The 18,558-nt window shown below is 50.9% G+C and carries 18 protein-coding genes; 9 read left to right on the top strand and 9 right to left on the bottom strand.

Annotated elements, in window-relative coordinates:
* Positions 1 to 128 precede the first annotated feature (128 nt).
* Complete coding sequence (locus CWE11_RS05870; protein ID WP_157981299.1) at positions 129 to 1,121, bottom strand: GGDEF domain-containing protein; 993 nt, start codon at positions 1,119 to 1,121, stop codon at positions 129 to 131.
* A gap of 199 nt (positions 1,122 to 1,320) precedes the next feature.
* Here CWE11_RS05870 and CWE11_RS05865 point away from each other — a divergent pair, with 199 nt between their 5' ends.
* On the top strand, positions 1,321 to 1,557 hold the full coding sequence (locus tag CWE11_RS05865; protein WP_126776673.1) for a DUF1653 domain-containing protein: 237 nt from the start codon (positions 1,321 to 1,323) through the stop codon (positions 1,555 to 1,557).
* A 6-nt stretch (positions 1,558 to 1,563) separates the two neighbouring features.
* Positions 1,564 to 1,890 carry a hypothetical protein gene (locus CWE11_RS05860; protein ID WP_126776672.1) on the top strand — a complete coding sequence of 109 codons (327 nt, stop codon included), beginning with the start codon at positions 1,564 to 1,566 and terminating at the stop codon, positions 1,888 to 1,890.
* A gap of 98 nt (positions 1,891 to 1,988) precedes the next feature.
* Here CWE11_RS05860 and CWE11_RS05855 read toward each other — a convergent pair whose 3' ends face one another.
* Complete coding sequence (locus CWE11_RS05855) at positions 1,989 to 2,306, bottom strand: hypothetical protein (RefSeq protein WP_126776671.1); 318 nt, start codon at positions 2,304 to 2,306, stop codon at positions 1,989 to 1,991.
* A gap of 73 nt (positions 2,307 to 2,379) precedes the next feature.
* Between CWE11_RS05855 and CWE11_RS05850 the strand changes: the two genes are divergently transcribed.
* Positions 2,380 to 2,814: a nuclear transport factor 2 family protein gene (locus CWE11_RS05850; protein ID WP_126776670.1), complete on the top strand. Its 435-nt coding sequence runs from the start codon at positions 2,380 to 2,382 to the stop codon at positions 2,812 to 2,814.
* Positions 2,815 to 2,917: 103 nt separating this feature from the next.
* On the opposite strand, the gene kynU is transcribed toward CWE11_RS05850, so the two are convergent.
* On the bottom strand, positions 2,918 to 4,162 hold the full coding sequence (kynU, locus tag CWE11_RS05845; RefSeq protein WP_126776669.1) for a kynureninase: 1,245 nt from the start codon (positions 4,160 to 4,162) through the stop codon (positions 2,918 to 2,920).
* Between the two features lie 43 nt (positions 4,163 to 4,205).
* The gene (locus CWE11_RS05840; protein WP_157981298.1) at positions 4,206 to 5,012 is read right to left on the bottom strand and encodes an alpha/beta hydrolase; all 807 of its coding nucleotides are present in this window, start codon (positions 5,010 to 5,012) and stop codon (positions 4,206 to 4,208) included.
* A gap of 142 nt (positions 5,013 to 5,154) precedes the next feature.
* On the opposite strand from CWE11_RS05840, the gene CWE11_RS05835 reads away from it, so the two are divergent.
* Both CWE11_RS05835 and CWE11_RS05830 read left to right on the top strand, forming a co-directional pair.
* The gene (locus tag CWE11_RS05835) at positions 5,155 to 5,718 is read left to right on the top strand and encodes a DUF924 family protein (protein WP_241971738.1); all 564 of its coding nucleotides are present in this window, start codon (positions 5,155 to 5,157) and stop codon (positions 5,716 to 5,718) included.
* Between the two features lie 40 nt (positions 5,719 to 5,758).
* Positions 5,759 to 6,700 carry a phospholipase A gene (locus CWE11_RS05830; protein WP_126776667.1) on the top strand — a complete coding sequence of 314 codons (942 nt, stop codon included), beginning with the start codon at positions 5,759 to 5,761 and terminating at the stop codon, positions 6,698 to 6,700.
* A gap of 72 nt (positions 6,701 to 6,772) precedes the next feature.
* Here the strand turns inward: CWE11_RS05830 and CWE11_RS05825 are convergent, their stop codons facing one another.
* Together CWE11_RS05825 and CWE11_RS05820 are read right to left on the bottom strand one after the other, a co-directional pair.
* Positions 6,773 to 7,246 carry a DUF4442 domain-containing protein gene (locus CWE11_RS05825; RefSeq protein ID WP_126776666.1) on the bottom strand — a complete coding sequence of 158 codons (474 nt, stop codon included), beginning with the start codon at positions 7,244 to 7,246 and terminating at the stop codon, positions 6,773 to 6,775.
* A gap of 13 nt (positions 7,247 to 7,259) precedes the next feature.
* Positions 7,260 to 9,467: an exonuclease domain-containing protein gene (locus CWE11_RS05820; protein ID WP_126776665.1), complete on the bottom strand. Its 2,208-nt coding sequence runs from the start codon at positions 9,465 to 9,467 to the stop codon at positions 7,260 to 7,262.
* Positions 9,468 to 9,673: 206 nt separating this feature from the next.
* Here CWE11_RS05820 and CWE11_RS05815 point away from each other — a divergent pair, with 206 nt between their 5' ends.
* Positions 9,674 to 10,120 (top strand): CopD family protein, encoded by a 447-nt coding sequence (locus CWE11_RS05815; RefSeq protein WP_126776664.1) that lies wholly within the window; start codon positions 9,674 to 9,676, stop codon positions 10,118 to 10,120.
* Between the two features lie 2 nt (positions 10,121 to 10,122).
* Here the strand turns inward: CWE11_RS05815 and CWE11_RS05810 are convergent, their stop codons facing one another.
* On the bottom strand, positions 10,123 to 10,602 hold the full coding sequence (locus tag CWE11_RS05810; RefSeq protein WP_126776663.1) for a DUF2231 domain-containing protein: 480 nt from the start codon (positions 10,600 to 10,602) through the stop codon (positions 10,123 to 10,125).
* Positions 10,603 to 10,634: 32 nt separating this feature from the next.
* On the opposite strand from CWE11_RS05810, the gene coxB reads away from it, so the two are divergent.
* Genes coxB through CWE11_RS05795 form a run of 3 tightly spaced genes read left to right on the top strand, consistent with a single transcriptional unit; the run spans position 10,635 to position 14,635 of the window.
* On the top strand, positions 10,635 to 11,345 hold the full coding sequence (coxB, locus tag CWE11_RS05805; RefSeq protein ID WP_126776662.1) for a cytochrome c oxidase subunit II: 711 nt from the start codon (positions 10,635 to 10,637) through the stop codon (positions 11,343 to 11,345).
* Positions 11,338 to 13,833 (top strand): cytochrome c oxidase subunit I, encoded by a 2,496-nt coding sequence (ctaD, locus tag CWE11_RS05800; RefSeq protein ID WP_126776661.1) that lies wholly within the window; start codon positions 11,338 to 11,340, stop codon positions 13,831 to 13,833. Before coxB ends, ctaD begins: the two co-directional genes overlap by 8 nt.
* A gap of 4 nt (positions 13,834 to 13,837) precedes the next feature.
* The gene (locus CWE11_RS05795; RefSeq protein WP_126776660.1) at positions 13,838 to 14,635 is read left to right on the top strand and encodes a cytochrome c oxidase assembly protein; all 798 of its coding nucleotides are present in this window, start codon (positions 13,838 to 13,840) and stop codon (positions 14,633 to 14,635) included.
* A 1-nt stretch (position 14,636) separates the two neighbouring features.
* Here the strand turns inward: CWE11_RS05795 and CWE11_RS05790 are convergent, their stop codons facing one another.
* Entirely contained in the window at positions 14,637 to 16,694 is a 2,058-nt protein-coding gene (locus CWE11_RS05790; RefSeq protein ID WP_126776659.1) for a GGDEF domain-containing protein, read from the bottom strand.
* A gap of 193 nt (positions 16,695 to 16,887) precedes the next feature.
* Entirely contained in the window at positions 16,888 to 18,375 is a 1,488-nt protein-coding gene (locus CWE11_RS05785) for a S10 family peptidase (protein ID WP_157981297.1), read from the bottom strand.
* Between the last annotated feature and the right edge of the window lie 183 nt (positions 18,376 to 18,558).

Below are 18,558 nucleotides of genomic sequence, written 5' to 3'. Positions count from 1 at the left end.
AGACTATCCTAGCGTAGTGTTTAAAAATTAAACACCCCCAACGCAGTGCGTTGGCTACGGGCACTCATTGGTAACCAACGCATATTCCGTAACGGGGCATTGGGCCAGGATATAAGGCATCACGGAACCTAAAGCTCTCGTAAAATACATTGATTACGCCCAGCAGCTTTTGCAGCATAGAGGGCATCATCGGCTTCTTTGAGTAGCTCATCAGAGGTGAACCGCAGGGTGCCGCTCACCGCGACGCCAACGCTGATGGTCACATGCGAAGGCTTGTTTGTTGTGTTATCTGGATTCAGCTCAAGGCGTTCGACCGCGTGGCGTACTTGCTCTGCAATACGCATGGCATCGGAACTGGAGCAATTCGGCAGAAGAATCATAAATTCTTCCCCACCGTACCGCGCCACAACATCGTCTTCCCGTCGGTCCAAACTGAGCAGTGTCGCCGCGACCTGTTTCAAACAATAATCACCGATACTGTGTCCGAACTCATCGTTAAATAATTTGAAGTCATCGATATCGATGAATAACACAGCGAGCGGCTCTTTGGTGCGATGCACTCGGAGCACTGCCCGCGTTAGATTCTCATCCAGGAAACGTCTATTCGCGAGCCCTGTGAGCTCGTCTGTCGTTGAGAGAATTTCTAACTTCTTGAGCGCATCATTCAGTTGCTCGGTTCGCTCTTTCACCCGCTGTTCAAGAATTTCGTTAATGGCGAGCAGTTCTTTTTGTGGGTCAAGGAAATCAGTCAGGTTGTGCGCCGTGCCCCAGATATGGGTTACTCTCCCTTGCGTGTTTTTTATTGGAACCAACAAGGTCCGAAACAAATATTCTTTACCATTTACCCACGGACGTTGTTCAAACTCGACCACATCGCCGGTTTCGAGGCAGGTGTAGTACCCGGCAAGAATTTCGTTGTCATGGCCACCCATTCGTATTACTTCGCTGACGAGGACCCCCGGCTTTTGATTGGGATCGACTCGAAACGCTGCTTCATTGGCACTGACCATTTCAAAATCATCGGGCACGACTTTGCAAACCCAAATTGGATTCAACGTCTGCTTCCAGAGTTGCTCAAAGAAGTATTCAAGTTGTTTGGTGTTCAGTGATTTGATTGACACGGGTGCATTTCCATACTGCCTTCTGAATCGCAGCATAACCTGAATTATGGGAGTTTGGCTAACGAAAAGTGACCGGGGGACTTCTGGTCAAAATCTGGTTATTATCATGAGTTAGGGAGCCATTTGAGCGGTTGAGGTACGCCGCGCACCGCCAATGATTATGGGCGCGTTAGATTGTTTGAGAACTCTGGAGATTGTAATGCAGAAGCCCCCGTTAGATATTGGCTATTACCGCCACTACAAAGGCCCGATTTATCTTGTAGAGGGGCTGGCGCGCCACTCAGAAACGGAAGAGTGGGTTGTCGTGTATCGCCCTTGTTATGGTGATCAGGAATTGTGGGTTCGTCCGTTTACGATGTTTACTGAAATGGTTGAGTGGGAGGGAAAAGCAGTTCCTCGTTTTGCGTTTATCGGAACTCAGCTTGAGGAAGTGTGAGACATCATGAAAAAGCTACAGCAGCTTGCCCTGATCACCGCTTTGATGGGATTCGGCTTCGCCTGGTTAGTCTATGAACAAGTGGATATGAGTTCCCCATCATATTCCGCAGGTGGCATTGGCATGTTGGTGATGGTTATTTCGCTTCCACTGATTTTGGCATCGGCCGCTTTCAATATTCCATCGACATTGATGTTACTCGACCCCGAAAAGCGGAGGAAGAATAACCTCGATAACCGAGCGGGGTATGCGCTCTGGGGGGTGAATTGGCTCCTGATGTTTACTTACTTGTATTTTATTATTCTGTTTATACGGGTTATTTTACGGTTCTGAATCCCAACGCGGTGCGTTGGTTACCGTATCTTCCCAGCGCGGTGCGTTGGCTACCGTCTCTTCCCAGCGCGGTGCGTTGGTTACGTCAAACGCAGCGGTTACCGTAAGGTGCGGATTTGGGATACTTCAATATATCGGCCGCGATCGGCGTTCATCCGAAACACTCCCATCACCACGACATCCTGATCGACGTAACGAGCAAAATTTTGCCCTTCAAGGCCCACTCGATTAAGTTGGCCATCTTCGACCCAATAATGGAGAGGGTCATCATACATACGCACCACACCAGACGTTTTCACTAATTGCCCATCCAGCGTCTGAGCTTCAGCCGCAACCACGTGAAGTGCTAATTCGCGGGGCTGAGGTACGCAGGCCGCTAAAGTGAACGTGACGAGAATAAGTAGAATCCAGCGCATGGTTTTTCCTGAATGATTAAGGTTTATACTTCTTCAATACAGATTATCTGAAATCAACCAAAAGGGAAAAAGAATGCTGACTCGAATTTTAATGGTGTTGCTACTCGTCGGGTGGATGCCTGTGCAAGCGGGCGAGGACGAAGTGGTTATGGCGGTTGATCGTTTCCTGCATGGTGCCAGTGTTGGAGACGCAGCGATTCATGATGCATTTTGGGCAGAAGAACTTATCTATACCAGCTCCAATGGGACACGCTTTGGAAAAGCAGAGTTGATGTCCGGAATGGAGGGCTCCACGCCGACGCCCGAAGATGAGGTTGCTGTCTGGTATCGTGCGGATGATTTGGATATTCAGTATGAGGGTCCGCTCGCTTTGATTAGTTTCACCCTCGTTGCAGCAAATGTTGCGGATGAGAGCGAAGCGTATTTTTTGAATTCTGGCGTTCTGAAAATTATTGATGGTCGCTGGCAGGCCATTCGTTGGCACGCAACACATAAAGCACAGGGGTAGCCAACGCATTGCGTTGGGTTCTTATTTCGTCCCAACGCGGTGCGTTGGCTACCTTCTCGTCCCAACGCGGTGCGTTGGTTACCTTCTATTTGCGTTGGTTACCTTAGGTTACAGCGGCGCGGGATTGAAACGCTTTGTCTTGATAGGCACCGCTGTAAACAATCTCTGAGAGTCTCGCTACGGCGCGCGCTACATCTTCATAGGTGTTATACAAAGGGGCAAAGCCAAATCGGAGGTAGTTAGGCGCCCGGAAATCTGCGACAACACCGCGCGCAATTAAAGCCTGACAGATGGCGTACGCGTCATCATGTGCGAACGAGAGCTGACTTCCCCGGATGGTCCCCTCAGTGGGAGAAACACATGGCATGATCGTTAGAAGACCGTGATCACCCATGCAACTCAGCCAAAACTCCATAAGTTGAAGGGATTTTTCACGAATGGCTTCCATGGAAACATCCTCAAAGGCGTCGAGTGCTGCGTCCACAGCGGAAAGGGAAATAATAGGCGGTGTGCCAACCAAAAATTGACGGATCCCAGACGCGCCGGTGTATTGAGGCGAAAAAGCAAAAGGTTCCGCATGTCCAAGCCAACCAAACAGAGGTTGTAGTGCTCCCGCAAAGTCACTCGATAGCCATTTCTTCGCAACATATACGAAAGCAGGAGCACCAGGGCCCGCGTTCAGGTATTTGTAGGTGCAGCCTACTGCGAAATCTATGCCCAACGCGTCGAGTGTGACTGGCATGGCGCCTGCACTATGGGCAAGATCGACAATGACGAGCGCACCCTTGTCGTGAGCCTGAGCCGTGATTTTCGCTAAGTCGAGTCGACGTCCTGTGCGAAAGTTTACCTCGGTGACAACGACTGCAGCCGTCTCTTCGGTGATTGATGCGATTAAATCGTCTTCAGCCACGGTCGTTAATGAGCAACGGTCGCCGAGCAAGCGCTCAACCCCTTGAATCATATAGAGGTCGGTTGGGAAATTATCCTCTGTGGATACGAATTGCGTGCGACCCGATTGTATCTGCAGTGCTGCACAGAGTACTTTGAACAAGTTGATGGATATTGAATCACAGCAAATGACCTGTCCTGGCGCCGCACCGATAAGCTTCCCAATTCGATCCCCGACGGTAATCGGTAGATCAATCCACCCATGTTTGTTCCAACTCGTAATAAGGTCTTTACCCCATTGACGGCGGGTGACGTCAGCCACGCGTTCGTTCACTGCGTGGCTCATCACACCGAGTGAATTACCGTCCAGATAAATCGTATCGTGGGGGATCGAGAACAGTGCGCGTTTGGCAGCTAGTGGGTCGCTTTGGTCTAATCCACGGGCCTTCTCAAGTGCCATGGGTACCTCTTTGCTTCGTTCTGGTTCGGGTCGTTATTCGAAATTAGTGAACGGATTGCAGCACCCGGATAAGCTCGGGGAATGCGTCCGTTTCTGGGTGAATGACATCAAAGTGGCCAAGGCCCTCTAGCATCACCACTTCAGCACCGGTCAACTCGGTTTGCTCACGCGGTACAATGGTGTCCTCAGTCCCCTGCAACAGAATCGTCTGTGGATGAATGGGATGAAGCGAAGGATTCATTGTATTTCGCGCATCTGGATCGCTCGCGATAAACCGGGCCGCAGCATTCTCGCAGCCGCTTTCACCCTGCGCATACATCTCTATATCGGTAATGGCTGCTAATCCGATCACTGCGCGGATCGGAAGGGTTTCGTTTTGGCGTTGCATGATTGGACTTGCGGCAAGAAGTGCGAGGTGGCCACCGGCTGAGTGGCCAATCAAGGTGACTGAGGATGTATCGAACACATCTCCCTCCTTGCCGTGAAGTGTGTTGAGCGCTGTTTGAATATCGTCAAAGGTTCCCGGCCAGCCCCCACCTTCATCGTCTAGGCGTCGAAACTCTAAGGCTGCCACGGCATATCCCTCATCACGTAGCGCATGGGCTAGGGGGTGGGAGTGGCCTACATCAAAGGAATTAAGCCAACATCCGCCATGAATAAAAATGAGTAGTGGTGCAGATGACTCAGCGGGTACATAAAGCTCTATAAACTGAGGCGAGGCTTCCCCATAGCGGATAACTCGATCGGGCTCTGGGACTTCGAGCTCAAGCACATCACGGAAGCTGACGGGCTGTGCGACCGCAGCGATACCAAGGCTCAGTAAGATAAAAAAGAGGACAACGACGCGCAAATTCAACCCCTAAAAACTATACAACATCGGCCATTTGTGGCTCTGGTTGTATACAATACGCAAAGCAGGCTTTGAAATAAATCTTTTGTTGTGTCGCTGCGGGAAATCTTCGGACTTTTCCTCTAAGATGGAAAAGAAAGTTATGAGTCTGCGTCGAGGGTCTGCAATGCAAGAACAAGAGATTTTGGATTTTTGGTTTGAGGAATTAACACCGCAGCAATGGTTCAAAAAGGACAGCGGACTCGATGCCACCATCACGCGGAGGTTTTCGGAGGTGCACCGCGCCGCTTCTCAGTGTGAACTCTATCGTTGGCGCCATACACCCGAAGGACGCCTCGCGGAAATCATTGTGCTTGATCAGTTCTCACGCAATATTTTTCGTGATCAACCCGGTGCGTTTGCCCAGGACGCACTTGCGCTCGCGTTGGCGCAAGAGGCAGTTGCTCAGTGTGCGGACAACCAACTGAACACGGCCCAGCGAGCATTCCTTTACATGCCTTATATGCACAGTGAATCATTGCCAATCCATGACGTCGCGATGGAGCTCTATGATCAACCGGGGCTGGAGTTTAATCTTGAGTTTGAGGTGAAGCACCGAGATATTATTGTAGAATTCGGTCGCTATCCTCACCGCAACGCTATTCTTGGACGTCAATCGACGGAGGCAGAAATTGCCTTTTTAAAGCAGCCAGGTTCCTCGTTTTAATCAGTGGGTCTGATGCACCACAGAGAGTAAGGAAGAAACGATGCGTCCACTGACGGTCCTAGGGTTCTTGGTTATTGGTTTGTGTGGGATGGGCAGTGTCAAAGCGGACCAGGCGGTCACGGAGTTTGACACACTGGATGCCGAAGAGTTGATGTTAGACGCAGGCGAGTTGCTCAGTCGGTTTTGGGAACTTGAACGTGACCATAAGCGTGGGCTTTATCAAATGCGAACCTATCATGCCAATTATTTGCTTCCGTACCATTACTCATCGAATGTCAATCAACAGCCAACCAGTCCAACCCGCGGTGCTTCAGAACGGAATGACACCTACCGGAATTATGAAGTAAAGATTCAGCTCTCGCTGCGCACAAAAATTCTTGAAGATTTCCTCCTTCCAAATGCCGATGTATGGGTGGCTTATACCCAGACATCTTTGTGGCAGGCGTGGAACCACCAAGACTCAGCACCATTTCGGAGCACCGATCACAATCCAGAAATTTTTTACATTGTTCCGTTGGCGGAGCGATTTGACCCGATCCCGGGTGGATTGCGACTCCAAATGCTGCGCTTCGGGCTGGCCCATGAATCGAATGGACAACGGGAACCGGAATCACGAAGTTGGAACTATTGGAATATTGGTGGAGCACTTGAGGTTCAGGGATTGATTGTTGAAAGTACCTATAAACTGCGGATCGGTGAGAGCGATGACGATAACCCAGATTTGACCCATTTCCGTGGCAACCTCGAGACTCGCATTGGTGGCTTGTGGGATATGACGAGTCTTACGTTAACGCGAGTTTCCCCGAATGTATCGATCAATCGTGGGTCATGGCAGGTCGATGTGACGCATCCGGTGCGGCGCTCGGTTCCTGATGGCTTGCGCTTTCATTTGCAGATTTTTTCCGGATACGGCGAGACCATGATTGATTATAACCACCGGCAAAACCGGATTGGTATCGGCTTTGTATTGTTGAATATCTAGCTCCCTGACGTAGCCGAAGCCTGTTCCGTAACGGCGCCTTGGGCCGAGTGCCTGCCGAATAGGTTGTCTTGGTTACGCGGGCTTCTTGCGCACATAAAGACCTTTGCGCACTTTGGCGACGACCTCGCCGTCTTTATCTTTTATCCACACGTCCCAATGCGGTAGGACCTTTTCGCCATTGTCTGCCGCATTTTTGATGGCCAAAAGTTCTTCGTCGGTAATGGTGAAATCAGCATGCACTTTGCCACGGCCGGGGCGAATAAAATCAATGTGTGCTGTTTTATCCCACACAATATACTCCCGCCCGAGTAACCGCATGAGAAGCAGCATGTACATGGGATCGACCATGCTATACAGCGATCCACCAAATTGCGTTCCGACATAATTACGGTTGTACCACCGCAAGCCCATTTCCACGCGCGCATGTTTAAAATCGTCGCTGATGTGCGCAACACGAATGGCGGCACCTCGGTAAGGGCGATACCAATTAAGAAGAAAACGAAGCCCTCGAGGGCTACTGAACCAGGATCGAATGGATTTTCGCATTCATCTTGCCTTGTTATTCACTGATTGGACCAGTATGCCGGAAAACTGGTTCCTGTACTAGCCGCAGAATCTCTGCGGCCGCTTGTGCATCATCGAGTGCACGATGATGACTCTCGAGGCGGATATCTAATGATTGGCAGAGTTTTCCCAAGGAGTAGGACGGAAGCCCCGGAAATGCTGCGCGTGCCAAGCGGACAGTGCATAGTTTCGGGAGGCGGAAAAACGTTCCCACCCTTTCAAACTCCCGCTTAAAGAATCCATAATCAAAATTCACATTGTGGGCGACAAAAATCGCATCTTGTAGAAATGCCAGAATTTCGTCGCTTTTCTCTGCAAATGTAGGCGCGTTCGCTACCATATCATTGCTAATGCCGGTCAGCTCGGTGATGTGCCGAGGGATATGGCGCTCCGGATGAATGAGTGATTGCCAGTTATCGACAATTTCACCACCCACTACTTTTACCATCCCAATCTCAATGACGCGATGATAGGACTGACCGCCTCCGGTGGTTTCAACGTCGACCACCACATAGGGCTGATTCGGATCGAGTTGCCATTCGACCCGTCGAATCAGGACCTCGAAACCGAGTTCACGCAGGCGGCGTATCCGCGCTAATTGGTTGCGGCGGAGGACATCCCCCGGTGCTTTCACTTCTTCAAAACGCAGCCTTTCGCTTTCAAGAACCATTAAATCGGGATAGCCATCATTGCGACCATTGAAGTCTTGCGCCATGTCACGCATAAGCTGGGCGAGTGACTCAAGAGAACTGTGCGCGATAAGGGTGGTAAGAATATCAAGGAGCGCTGGGTGCCAGCGAAAAATCCCATTCGGCTTTCCATAGGCTCGGGTCGCGACTTTTCGAATATGAGCGATCCAGTTAGCGGGTGACGTCTGCGGTCCGGCCAGTGACGATAAGCGCGATTCGATTGCTGTTTTTGACTGCGTGTAGAACTGGTTGTGCGTCAATATTGTCGGTCGGCGATCAAACGGTGTGCATAGTCCATGATCCGCCCCAAATAGCTCTTCCCAAAAGGTCAGCCCAAACAGGCACAGCCATACCCGGTTTTCCGTATGCCATGCCGTTGATCCCTTGCGCTGCAGAAAGGCTTTAACGCCAGCTTCAGCGCGATCTCGGTAAGCTTCATCCAATGGGAGAGGGGCCGGAGCATCCCGAAGCATATCCGTTAAAAGGCTTGTGCGTTTTTGTTGATATTTTCTCTCGAGAAAATCCTGCGCGAATAAAAGTAAGTGTTCACTCTCTGGATTTTCAATGATGTTCTGTAGGATACCCTCCACTTCTTCTTTGCAGCCCGCTAGGTAGCGGACGCGAATGTATTTTTCGGTGGCGCGCGGATCGCTGCTTTGATGTAACAGCCTTAACGCGGTCGCTTCGTCATCTTCGAGCAGTTTCCGACCGAGCTCATAGCACCACTTGCCATGGAGATCGCGCGCGACGGGTCCAGAGGGTTCAGGCCAGTTTGCTGCCATATCAGCTTGGTATTTGAGTTGCTCGATGGAGTGGACAGCGCGCTTGAGCCAGTTCAGTTTTTCCGCATAGAAAAATGCAGATTTGGCCTCACCAAGCGTATCAAAACGTGCACTTCCGCCCTCATCGGGAACAAATTCATCGCGTGTTCGCAGCAGTCCTAAGTCACGCATTGAAAATTGATTTAGCGTTCCGCGCAGATTACCGAAGAACAGATATTTAAAATATTGAAGGAAGGCGGGTTCGCATTCTTGAACATAATTCTCAAGGACCCCGTGATCTGATGAAACGTCAGCTTGAAGGGGACGCAGCCACTCGACCCAACGCGCCTTTTGCGCACTTACTGGGGGTGGGGGCGTATCGAGCGGTAGGGCTCGGGCGAGGGTCATGAGCTCAGGTTTGGTCAGCGTATTGAGGAGCTCTATCCAGTTCTCGGAGGATAGCCGCTCGGGCTTAACACCTTGCACTAGCTCATGGGCATGTAGCTGTGTCAACGCCCCCGGCAGATCTTCAATCTCGTGGTACTGGAGCCGCGCGACGTTAACAAAATCAGCCTTCCGGTTCACTAGCCGAACAAATAAACAGAGTGCATCGTCATTGAGCGCGTTTACGATCGAGAGGAATTGCTGATCGCTGTCATCGAGCAAGTGTCCGCAGATATCCTGGATATAGCTTAAAAACTCAAGGAAATGATCCCGATAATATTTGGGGGGCAACTCCCGTGTGTGGCTCACCGCATCGACTCCAAAACAATAAAACACTGTCTATGCATACAGTATTCGAGCGGAGCGAAAATTGCACGAAAAAAATAAGGAAAGGGTGGGTGTTGAGCGCTTAAGAAACAGGCAGAAAAACTTGCAAAAGTGAGAATATGAGCCAGACTTTTTTAAATAAAACATAATATTACAACAACATCATCGACCAATTGAGGTGACATAGCGTGCTTTGGGTGCTCTCGCTCCATATTATATTTCTCACGATTTGGGTTGCGGGCGCGTATTTTGTCCCTGTGATTTTGGCGGGAGCTGGTCGTCACGAGAATAACTTCAGTGATCCGCCCCAAGGCATCGATTCGATGGCGCGGTTTGTCTATACCCATGTCGCAACACCCGCCGCCCTCATTAGTATCACCGCCGGGTCTGTGGTGTTTCTTATCAACCAAAGTGCCGATTTCTGGCTGCTCGCTAAATTGACCTTAGTCGCGATCATGGCGGCTGCTCATGCCAGCTTGGGGCTCTTGATCATTCGCGTGGAGCGCAAGCAATACGCCATGGTTCGTGCATGGAGCTATGTGTTTATCGCATTGCTTTCCGTGTTGATTGTCGCCATCCTGTGGATCGTACTTGCCAAGCCAGCCGTGCCTGAGGGGGTTCCATGGACGCTCTAAATTTAGGGACGAACATCGCGCTGAGTGGCTTCGGTAATATCCACACCCACGCCATACTCATAGACCAACTGTGCACCCAGAAAGCCGGTAATTTTGATCAATCCTGCGGTCAGCAGGCTCATATACAGTCCCCACGGAATAATATTGGCGGCCATATCGTCCCAGCGCAGCATAAAATTACATGCCGCCAAAGAAAGCATCATCACTGCCAAAATGCCATGCGCCCACGCAGTCACCAGCTTTCTTATTCTGCGGACCGTGAACAAATCAATCGATCCGGCCAAGCCAGAAATGGCACCAAACATCACACCAATGAAAGCCAACCAATAACTTGCCCGCGCCCAGAAGGCATCTTGGGTAAACACATAAGCCAGATCACTGGCCACCAGCATAATCAAGGCGGCAATCGGGAAGTGAATCAAGGCCGGATGCACCGGGTGGCCCAACACGGCGGCACGGCTTTCAATCTTGGCGGTTGGCATGAGGGTTCCTTCATTTCAGGAGGGTTGAATTAATGCAACGTCTGTTGCTTAGACTAGCAAAATTTTCGCCGCTCGCCAGTGTGTTACTGCTCACCGGCTGTTCGGGCCCATTTTCGATGCTCGATCCAGCCGGACCTTCAGCGCAAATGGTGGTGTGGTTGTGGTGGGGGATGTTTTGGTTCTCTGTGGTCGTCATGGCATTGCTGTGCTGGGGCTGGTGGGTCGCCATGCAGCGCGATGGGCGAGATGTACCGCAAGAACAAGCGCAACGAAAACTGCATCGTTGGGTGTGGTTGGGAGGGATCGGCTTGCCGGTTCTTGCGATTACCTTACTCCTCGCATTTGGTATTCCATTTGGGCATCGTATGCTGCCTCATCCCGATGAGAACGTGGTGCGCATTGATGTGGAGGCCAATCAATGGTTTTGGCGCGTGACCTACCCCGATCATAATATCGAGCTCATCGACACCATCGTGATTCCGGTCTCAACCCCAATTGATTTTCGCCTTAGCAGCACGGACGTGATTCACTCATTTTGGGTGCCGCGTCTGGGCGGGAAGCTTGATGCCATTCCCGGCCGAACCAATGTATTGCGACTGCAAGCAGATGAAATCGACACCTACCGTGGCTTGTGCGCGGAATATTGTGGCACGGCCCATGCATTCATGAAATTTGAAGTTTCCGCAGTGAGTGAGGAAGACTTCGCTGAATGGCTGGAAGCCCAGGGAGCGGACCATGAGTAATGCACGGCAACTTCACGAAGCATTTGCCAAAGTCTGGGACAACCTCCCCGGTTGGGGGCAGCTCGCCGCGGTAAATCACACGTCGATTGGACGTCGGTTCATGGTCACCGGTGGGATCTTCTTTTTGATCGGCGGCATCATGGCGATGCTCATTCGGACACAGCTCGCCTTGCCGGAACAGACCATTGTCCCTGCGGATGTGTACAGTCAGTTGTTTACCATGCATGGCACGGTGATGATGTTTTTGTTCGCCATTCCTATTTTGGAAGGGTTGGCAATTTACATGATTCCCAAGCTGATTGGGGCACGCGATCTTGTCTTCCCACGCATTAGTTCACTTGGGTATTACTGCTATTTATTTGGTGGGATTATCATCATGTCGAGCTTGTTTTTGGGCATTGCGCCGGATTCAGGCTGGTTTATGTATACCCCGCTCAGTAGTGCAGAATTTGCGCCCGGACCTGGGTCTGATTTCTGGTTGTTAGGGATTACCTTTGTGGAAATCTCTGCGATGGCTGCGGGAGTCGAGCTCACCGTATCCATACTGCGAAGTCGCGCACCGGGCATGACCCTTAGCAAGATGCCCATTTTTTGTTGGTACATCTTGGCCATGGCCCTCATGATTGTGTTTGGTTTCCCGCCGCTGATTCTCGGCTCGGTGCTCCTTGAATTAGAGCGGGCTGCTGGGATGCCTTTCTTTGAAGTTGCTGGCGGTGGTGACCCGATTCTATGGCAGCATTTGTTTTGGCTATTCGGCCACCCTGAGGTTTACATTATTTTCTTACCCGCTGCGGCGGTGATCACCACCATTATTCCGGTATTCTCCAAGCGCCCGATTATCGGCTACAAGTGGATTGTATTGTCGATCATTCTCACCGCGTTTATTAGCTTTGGAATTTGGGTTCACCACATGTTTACCGTGGGGATCCCGGCGTTAGCGCAAGCATTCTTCTCCATAGCAACCATGTTAGTTGCCATTCCAACGGCCATTCAAATCTTTGCCTGGCTGGCAACCTTGTGGGTTGGCCGGCCGAGCTATAACCTCCCCATGTTATGGGTGTTCGGTTTTCTGATTGTTTTTGTCTGCGGCGGTTTAACTGGGGTGATGCTGGCGCTTGTGCCGTTTAACTGGCAGGTCCATGACACACACTTTGTGGTGGCACATCTCCATTATGTGTTGATTGGGGGCATGGTGTACCCCTTGATTGCCGGGCTTTATTATTGGTTGCCGCACTTCTCAGGTCGCATGCCTTCGTTACGCTTGGGCCGCTGGGGTTTTTGGATGACCTTCATTGGCATGAACACCACCTTCTTGATGATGCATTTGACGGGTTTGCTCGGCATGCCTCGGCGTGTTTTCACCTACGAGGCAGGCCTTGGTTGGGATGGGCTAAACCTGCTCTCATCGGTGGGTGGCTTTATCATGACGTTAGGTTTTGGTTTGGTCCTCCTCGACATTCTGTTGCACTTTAAGTTTGGTAAGAATGCAGAGTCGAATCCGTGGCATGCGGATACACTCGAATGGGCCACCGGCACACCGCCACGGTCGTATAATTTTGCATCGCTCCCTGAAGTGAGCTCACGTCACCCTTTGTGGGATGATCCGAGCTTGCTGCGCTCAATCCCTGAAGGTAAACATGCCCTCACAGAAATCCGGCATGGACGGCGCGAACTTCTCGGAACGGAAGCCATTAGCGGCAAATTAGTATCGATTTTCCATATTCCGACACATTCCTGGTGGCCGTTACTGGGTTCCCTCGCTTTGGCGCTCGTCTGCGTTAGTTTATTGATTCGATTCTATCCGCTCGCGATTGTGGGCTGTGTATTGGCGGCGGTGTTCTTATTGCGTTGGAGTTGGGAGAACGGGGCACACCCCAAAATGGCGCCTCCAACGCCCTACGATCATCCCGAATTGCCACTGCATTCGCGCACCTTCGATGGCCCAGGCTTGTGGGGAATGATCGTGACCCTCATGGCGAACGGTGCATTGTATTTGTCGCTATTATTTGGGTGGCTTTATTTGTGGTTGGTGGCCCCCAATTGGTCGATGCCGGATACCAGTCCATTGAATGTACCTATTTTGTTGTTCTCGGGGGTGTTGCTCAGTGCCATGGTGTTCTTTTATCACCTGCAGGTCCGTCTATTAAAGCAAAGCTACGACGATGGCCTCGAGCGGAATTTCTGGCTGATCGGCTTTGTGGGCTTGGTGCAAACTGCGTTGCTTGTGACGGTCACTGCACTGGCACCCCTTGAGTTACAAGAAAGTGCCCATGATGCGGTCTTGTTTGTGATGCTCGCCTATCTGATTTTTCACTGTGGATTGGGCGCAATTTTGACTCTGATGCAAGCCATGCGCGTGCGTTTGGGGTACGTCGGTAGTGCATTCCCTTACGAGCCTATCGTGCTTCGCCCTTGGTGGACTTACACTCTTGGCGTTTTCTGGAGTAGTGTCGCGGTGTTCATTGGCTTACCCATGGTGTGGGGCTAATTTCATGCGTTGGTTACTGCTGTTCGGTTTGCTGCCGTTACCGGCACTGGCGCACAATCCGTTTACCAGTGGCGGGCAAGACCAAGTCGCCGCGCTGCTCTCTGCGTTCTTGCTGCTGATTTTTTGGGGGCTTTATCTGTGGGGTAGCCGACGGACACCCGTCAAACGCGGGGCATTTTGGTTATTCCATGGCACCGCAGTGATTACGTTTATTACCATGCTCGGACCGCTTGATGACTGGGCTGAAACAAGCTCAGCCGCCCACATGACACAACACATGCTGATCATGGTGGTCATTGCCCCGTTATTCGCGATTGCGAAACCTCTACCGCAAATTTACGCGGTTGGAGGGCAATGGTTACGCACGTTCTGGCATGCAGCATTCAAAATTACCCGCTTCCCCATGCTTTGTGCCTACTTGCATGGATTTATGATTTGGTTCTGGCACATTCCAACCTTTTATATGCTGGCAATTGAGAATCCGTGGGTGCACGTATTTGAACACTTTTGTTTCTTGATCACGGCGATATGGTTTTGGTGGGCTTGCTTGTATGCCAATCGAGAGAAGTCTGCTTTTGCGTTTTTAGCATTGCTCTTCACCTTAATGCATACAGGATTCTTGGGCGCGTTGTTAACCTTTGGTGCGGAGCCTTTCTATGGTGAATCACGAGACCTTGCAGACCAGCAGCTTGCCGGTCTCATTATGTGGGTGCTCGGCGGGATCCCCTACATTTTGGGATCAATATGGGCAGGCGTCCGTTGGTATCGTCAGATTGGTCGCACCATAGTCCGATCCGCTTAACCTAACGCTTACGCGGACCTGGAATCACCATAGTGTCGGCTGCGGCGCTTTGGAGTAGTTCACGATAGGCCTCTTTTTCCTGCACGGTTTGTTTGATGACCAAAGACTTTAATCCGGTAATTTGGTTTCGTCCCTGATGCTTACTCATGTAGAGCAAGATATCGACAATCCGTAGCATGTCGTCAAACTTAAGGCCTTTATTCCGAGTGACTGGAGTTTGTGAGTAGAGGTAACCCCCGCTGAGTGTGACCCGAATAAGGCGCCCTTCGCAACGAATGGGATCGATACTCACACTGTCGAGAATTCGGCGCGCAAGGGCCGGCAGACCATCGACATTTGGATTTTCAATCAAGATCAAGAACTCTTCTCCGCCCCAGCGCGCCACGAGGTCATTATGATGGCTTAGTTGACTGAGTCGACGAGAAACTTCCCGCAAGACCACGTCACCCGCATCATGCCCATACTTATCGTTAATTTGTTTGAAGTGATCGATGTCGAGCAAGAAAAGTGCGTAATTCGCTTTTCTTTTTGGTGTGGATTTCAGGGTGCGGATCCGCTCATTGACCGCACGCCGGTTCCACAAGCCGGTGAGCGGGTCCTGTAAGCTTTGTAGTTTGAGATCGTGATTGGCTTGATTTAACAACCCGTTTAATCGGCGCATCCGGGTAAAAATGAAAGCCATCAGTGCGATGATTGCAATTAAGAGACTGACCACAATCACTGTGAATAATTGGTTGCGTTTCCGGTTTTCTATGTCTTGTTGCTGTAACGCAGATTCTTGTTCGAGTAGTTGAATCTGTAGTGACTTCTCTTGCGCCTCATACTGAATTTGCAACTCGCTAAAAACACGATCACGCTCCGATGTGAATTGGATCTCACGTAGCTCAAGTTGTTCTTTTAGTGCGCCTGCTTGTTCTTGATACATGCCTGCCAGTTCAAATGCGTGTGCCATGTGACCCAAGAAAATTACAACTTGATACGGACTCGCGAAACTGCGGAAAACATCGCCGGCAGCTCGCATCTTTTCAATGCCCGCTGCATGATTTCCGCGCATGACCTCGATATAGCCGACATTGAATTCCATCACAGAGCGTTCATTTACATTGCCAATTGCTTCCGCAATTTCAATTCCGAGGCGCAGGTATTCAAGTGCTTCTTCAAAACGTTGGAGGTGCAGAAGTGCTGCTCCTGCATTGTTGTAGCCGAGCATGTGCACCCGTGGGATTCCTTCTTGCTCTGCGGTCTCTGCGGCCCGTAAGAAGATTTCGACCACGGCGTTGGAGGGGCCTTCGAGGTATTGCTGCGCATATCCACGCATCAACCAAAGCTCAGGAAGACGCTCTGTTAGGCCCAGGCGATTGGATTCATCAATGGTGTTGTCTAATAGAATAGATGCCGCTGTGTAATTGCTGAGGGACAGCTGAATACGGGCGATCTGGATGTTTAGAGATTGTCGATGCCGTGGCGTGTACTCCGTATCGAGGTGCGTGAGTTGGAGTTGGGCAGCAAGGAGATGCTCAAGCGCTTCTTGTAAACGCCCCTCTCGTTGTAAAATCCGAGCGATGGTGTGGTTTGCTTCGTAGAGGACGCGGGGGCGCGATGCTTGTTCCATCATGGAGTGAAGTGCAGGAATTAACCCAAGACTGCGTTCGATCTCTTCGTAGTAAAGATAAATCTCCGCTTCAATGGCAATAAGCCCGGTCAGCGCATTGAGATCATTATTCGCCTCCGAAAGAATTTGCAGCTCACTGAGTCGATTCAGAACATCGGTACGATCTGCGCCATCTTTCGCATCGGCGTAGAGCAAGAATCCCTTGGTTCGTGCAAATAAATGAAAGTATTGAACAGCATCGAGGGAATCTACGGCACGCGCCAACCATTCCCGATCCGCGGCACGCATTTCAGTCCATTCCAGACCTTGAATTCTTCGTTCAATTTCCTGCGGCGTTATAGCTTGTGCGAGCGCACTTGGGGCAAGAATCGCGGAAAGCAAAACCAAAGCACTGAGATTGCGCCAAGCGGAGCGAGCACGAGATGAATAGGCGAGTCGCAAAAACATGCAAATCCTTGTTGTATGCTTTTTCAGGGAATGCTTTACAGCCTAGACTGCAGCATTTTACCGAGTATGAAGTTACTTATCGGCTAAATCAACTAAAGGTAAAGGTAATTCCAGTCTAGTTGTATAACTGAACGGGTCCGTGAAAACAAACGCCCACACAAGGCGGGCGTTTGTTTTGCGCTGTTTCGCTTTATCACTCTCCGCGATAGAACGCACGGAGGTCTTGAGAGAGCTGCTCCAGTGAAGGGTGATGGATATACATCATATGGCCTGACTCATAATATTTCATGACAACACGATCAGTATCCATTCCATAGTTGCTGAATGAGTGTTCGGTTGCGAAGAAGGGTGTCGCTGCGTCGTAGTAACCGTTGGCGATAAAGATTCGGAAGTCTTTATTGCGTTGCTGCGTCACGGCAAAGTGCGGCGCAAGATTGTGGAAACCTTGCTGCTGTCCCCGTGGCAAACTCCAGTCCCAACCAGCGAACACCTGGCCGCTCAAAATGCGGTATTCATCACTGCGGTTTACATTCAGGTTGTTGCGTAGATGGTAGTTAATCGCTGCGGTATACGCACCATCAATCCCGTATGCCGACGGATCAGCAATCGGACGTTCGCCGGCATCATCACTCTCAATGCCAATGAACCGTGAATCTAACCGGCCAACCACTTGACCGCGATCGCGTAGAAGCTCGCGGAAGAAGCGATGCGGGACAATTCTCAACCGTGTCTGTTCAATGTATGACGTGCTTAAGCCGGTATATTGATGCAGTTTCTCAACAACACGTGCGTGTGCTTCAGGGGAAATTCGGCTGCCTTGAAGCAACGCGACACTATACTCTTCAAGCGCGAACTGACGAACCTCATCCAAAAACGGCTCGAGTTCATCGGGACGATTTGGCAGTGCATCGTGATACCAAGCAGTCGCTGCGTAAGTTGGCAAGTACATAATGTACGGCATGTCGTTGCCTTCGGTAACCCGGGTCGTTTGGAAATCAACGATGGATGAAATCAAATGCACACCGTTAAAGGTCATGCTACCCCAGCCATGTTGCAGTTCGGCTAGTAAAGCACCGACTCGAGCCGTGCCGTAACTTTCACCGGAGAGATACTTTGGTGAGTTCCAGCGGTTATGCTTCGTCACAAACTGACGGATGAACTCAGCGAGTACGCGCGCGTCCTTTTGCACACCCCAGAAGTCGCTGTTGCGTCCTTCGCCTACCGCACGGCTGAAGCCGGTCCCCACAGGATCAATGAAGACGAGATCAGAGACATCAAGCAAGCTGTGCGGATTGTCACGAAAATCATAAGGCGCTGCGCCAGGATTCTCTGCATCACTGGGCACGACAATTTTCTTCGGGCCGTATAGGCCGAGGTGCAACCAAACCGATGAAGAGCCGGGGCCGCCATTGAAAACGAAGGTAATTGGGCGTGTGTGCCCATCTCGCACGTCGGTCCGGAAATAGGCGGTTGAGAAAATACTCGCGATGGGCTGACCATCTTCATTTGTGATGACGGTATCACCGGCTTCGGTGCGATACCGGACGCGTTCGCCTTGAATACGGACTTGGCCTTCGCCGGTCGCCATGGTGGTTTCGTCAGCGTAACTGGGCGAAATCATCGCAAAGCTACTCATAACGAGTACAAGGGCGAATGCCGCAGTAGTGAATATGCGAGCCATGAATCTGGTCCTCATGTGGGTTGTGTGAGAGATAACAAACTTCACCCTAACGCAGTTTTTTACTTGGAGGCACTAAAACTCGGTGATTTTGCGTATTTCAACGACAAGTCGCTGCAAGGGCTTCGTGGAGTCTACGTAAGTGATATCCCCCATTGCGTTTCCGCAAAGTGGGCATATACTGGA

The sequence above is a fragment of the Aliidiomarina sanyensis genome, from assembly GCF_003987175.1.
Classification (GTDB): Bacteria; Pseudomonadota; Gammaproteobacteria; order Enterobacterales; family Alteromonadaceae; genus Aliidiomarina; species Aliidiomarina sanyensis.
Note: the sequence above shows the minus strand (reverse complement) of the source record. Positions and strands in the feature narration are given on the sequence as shown.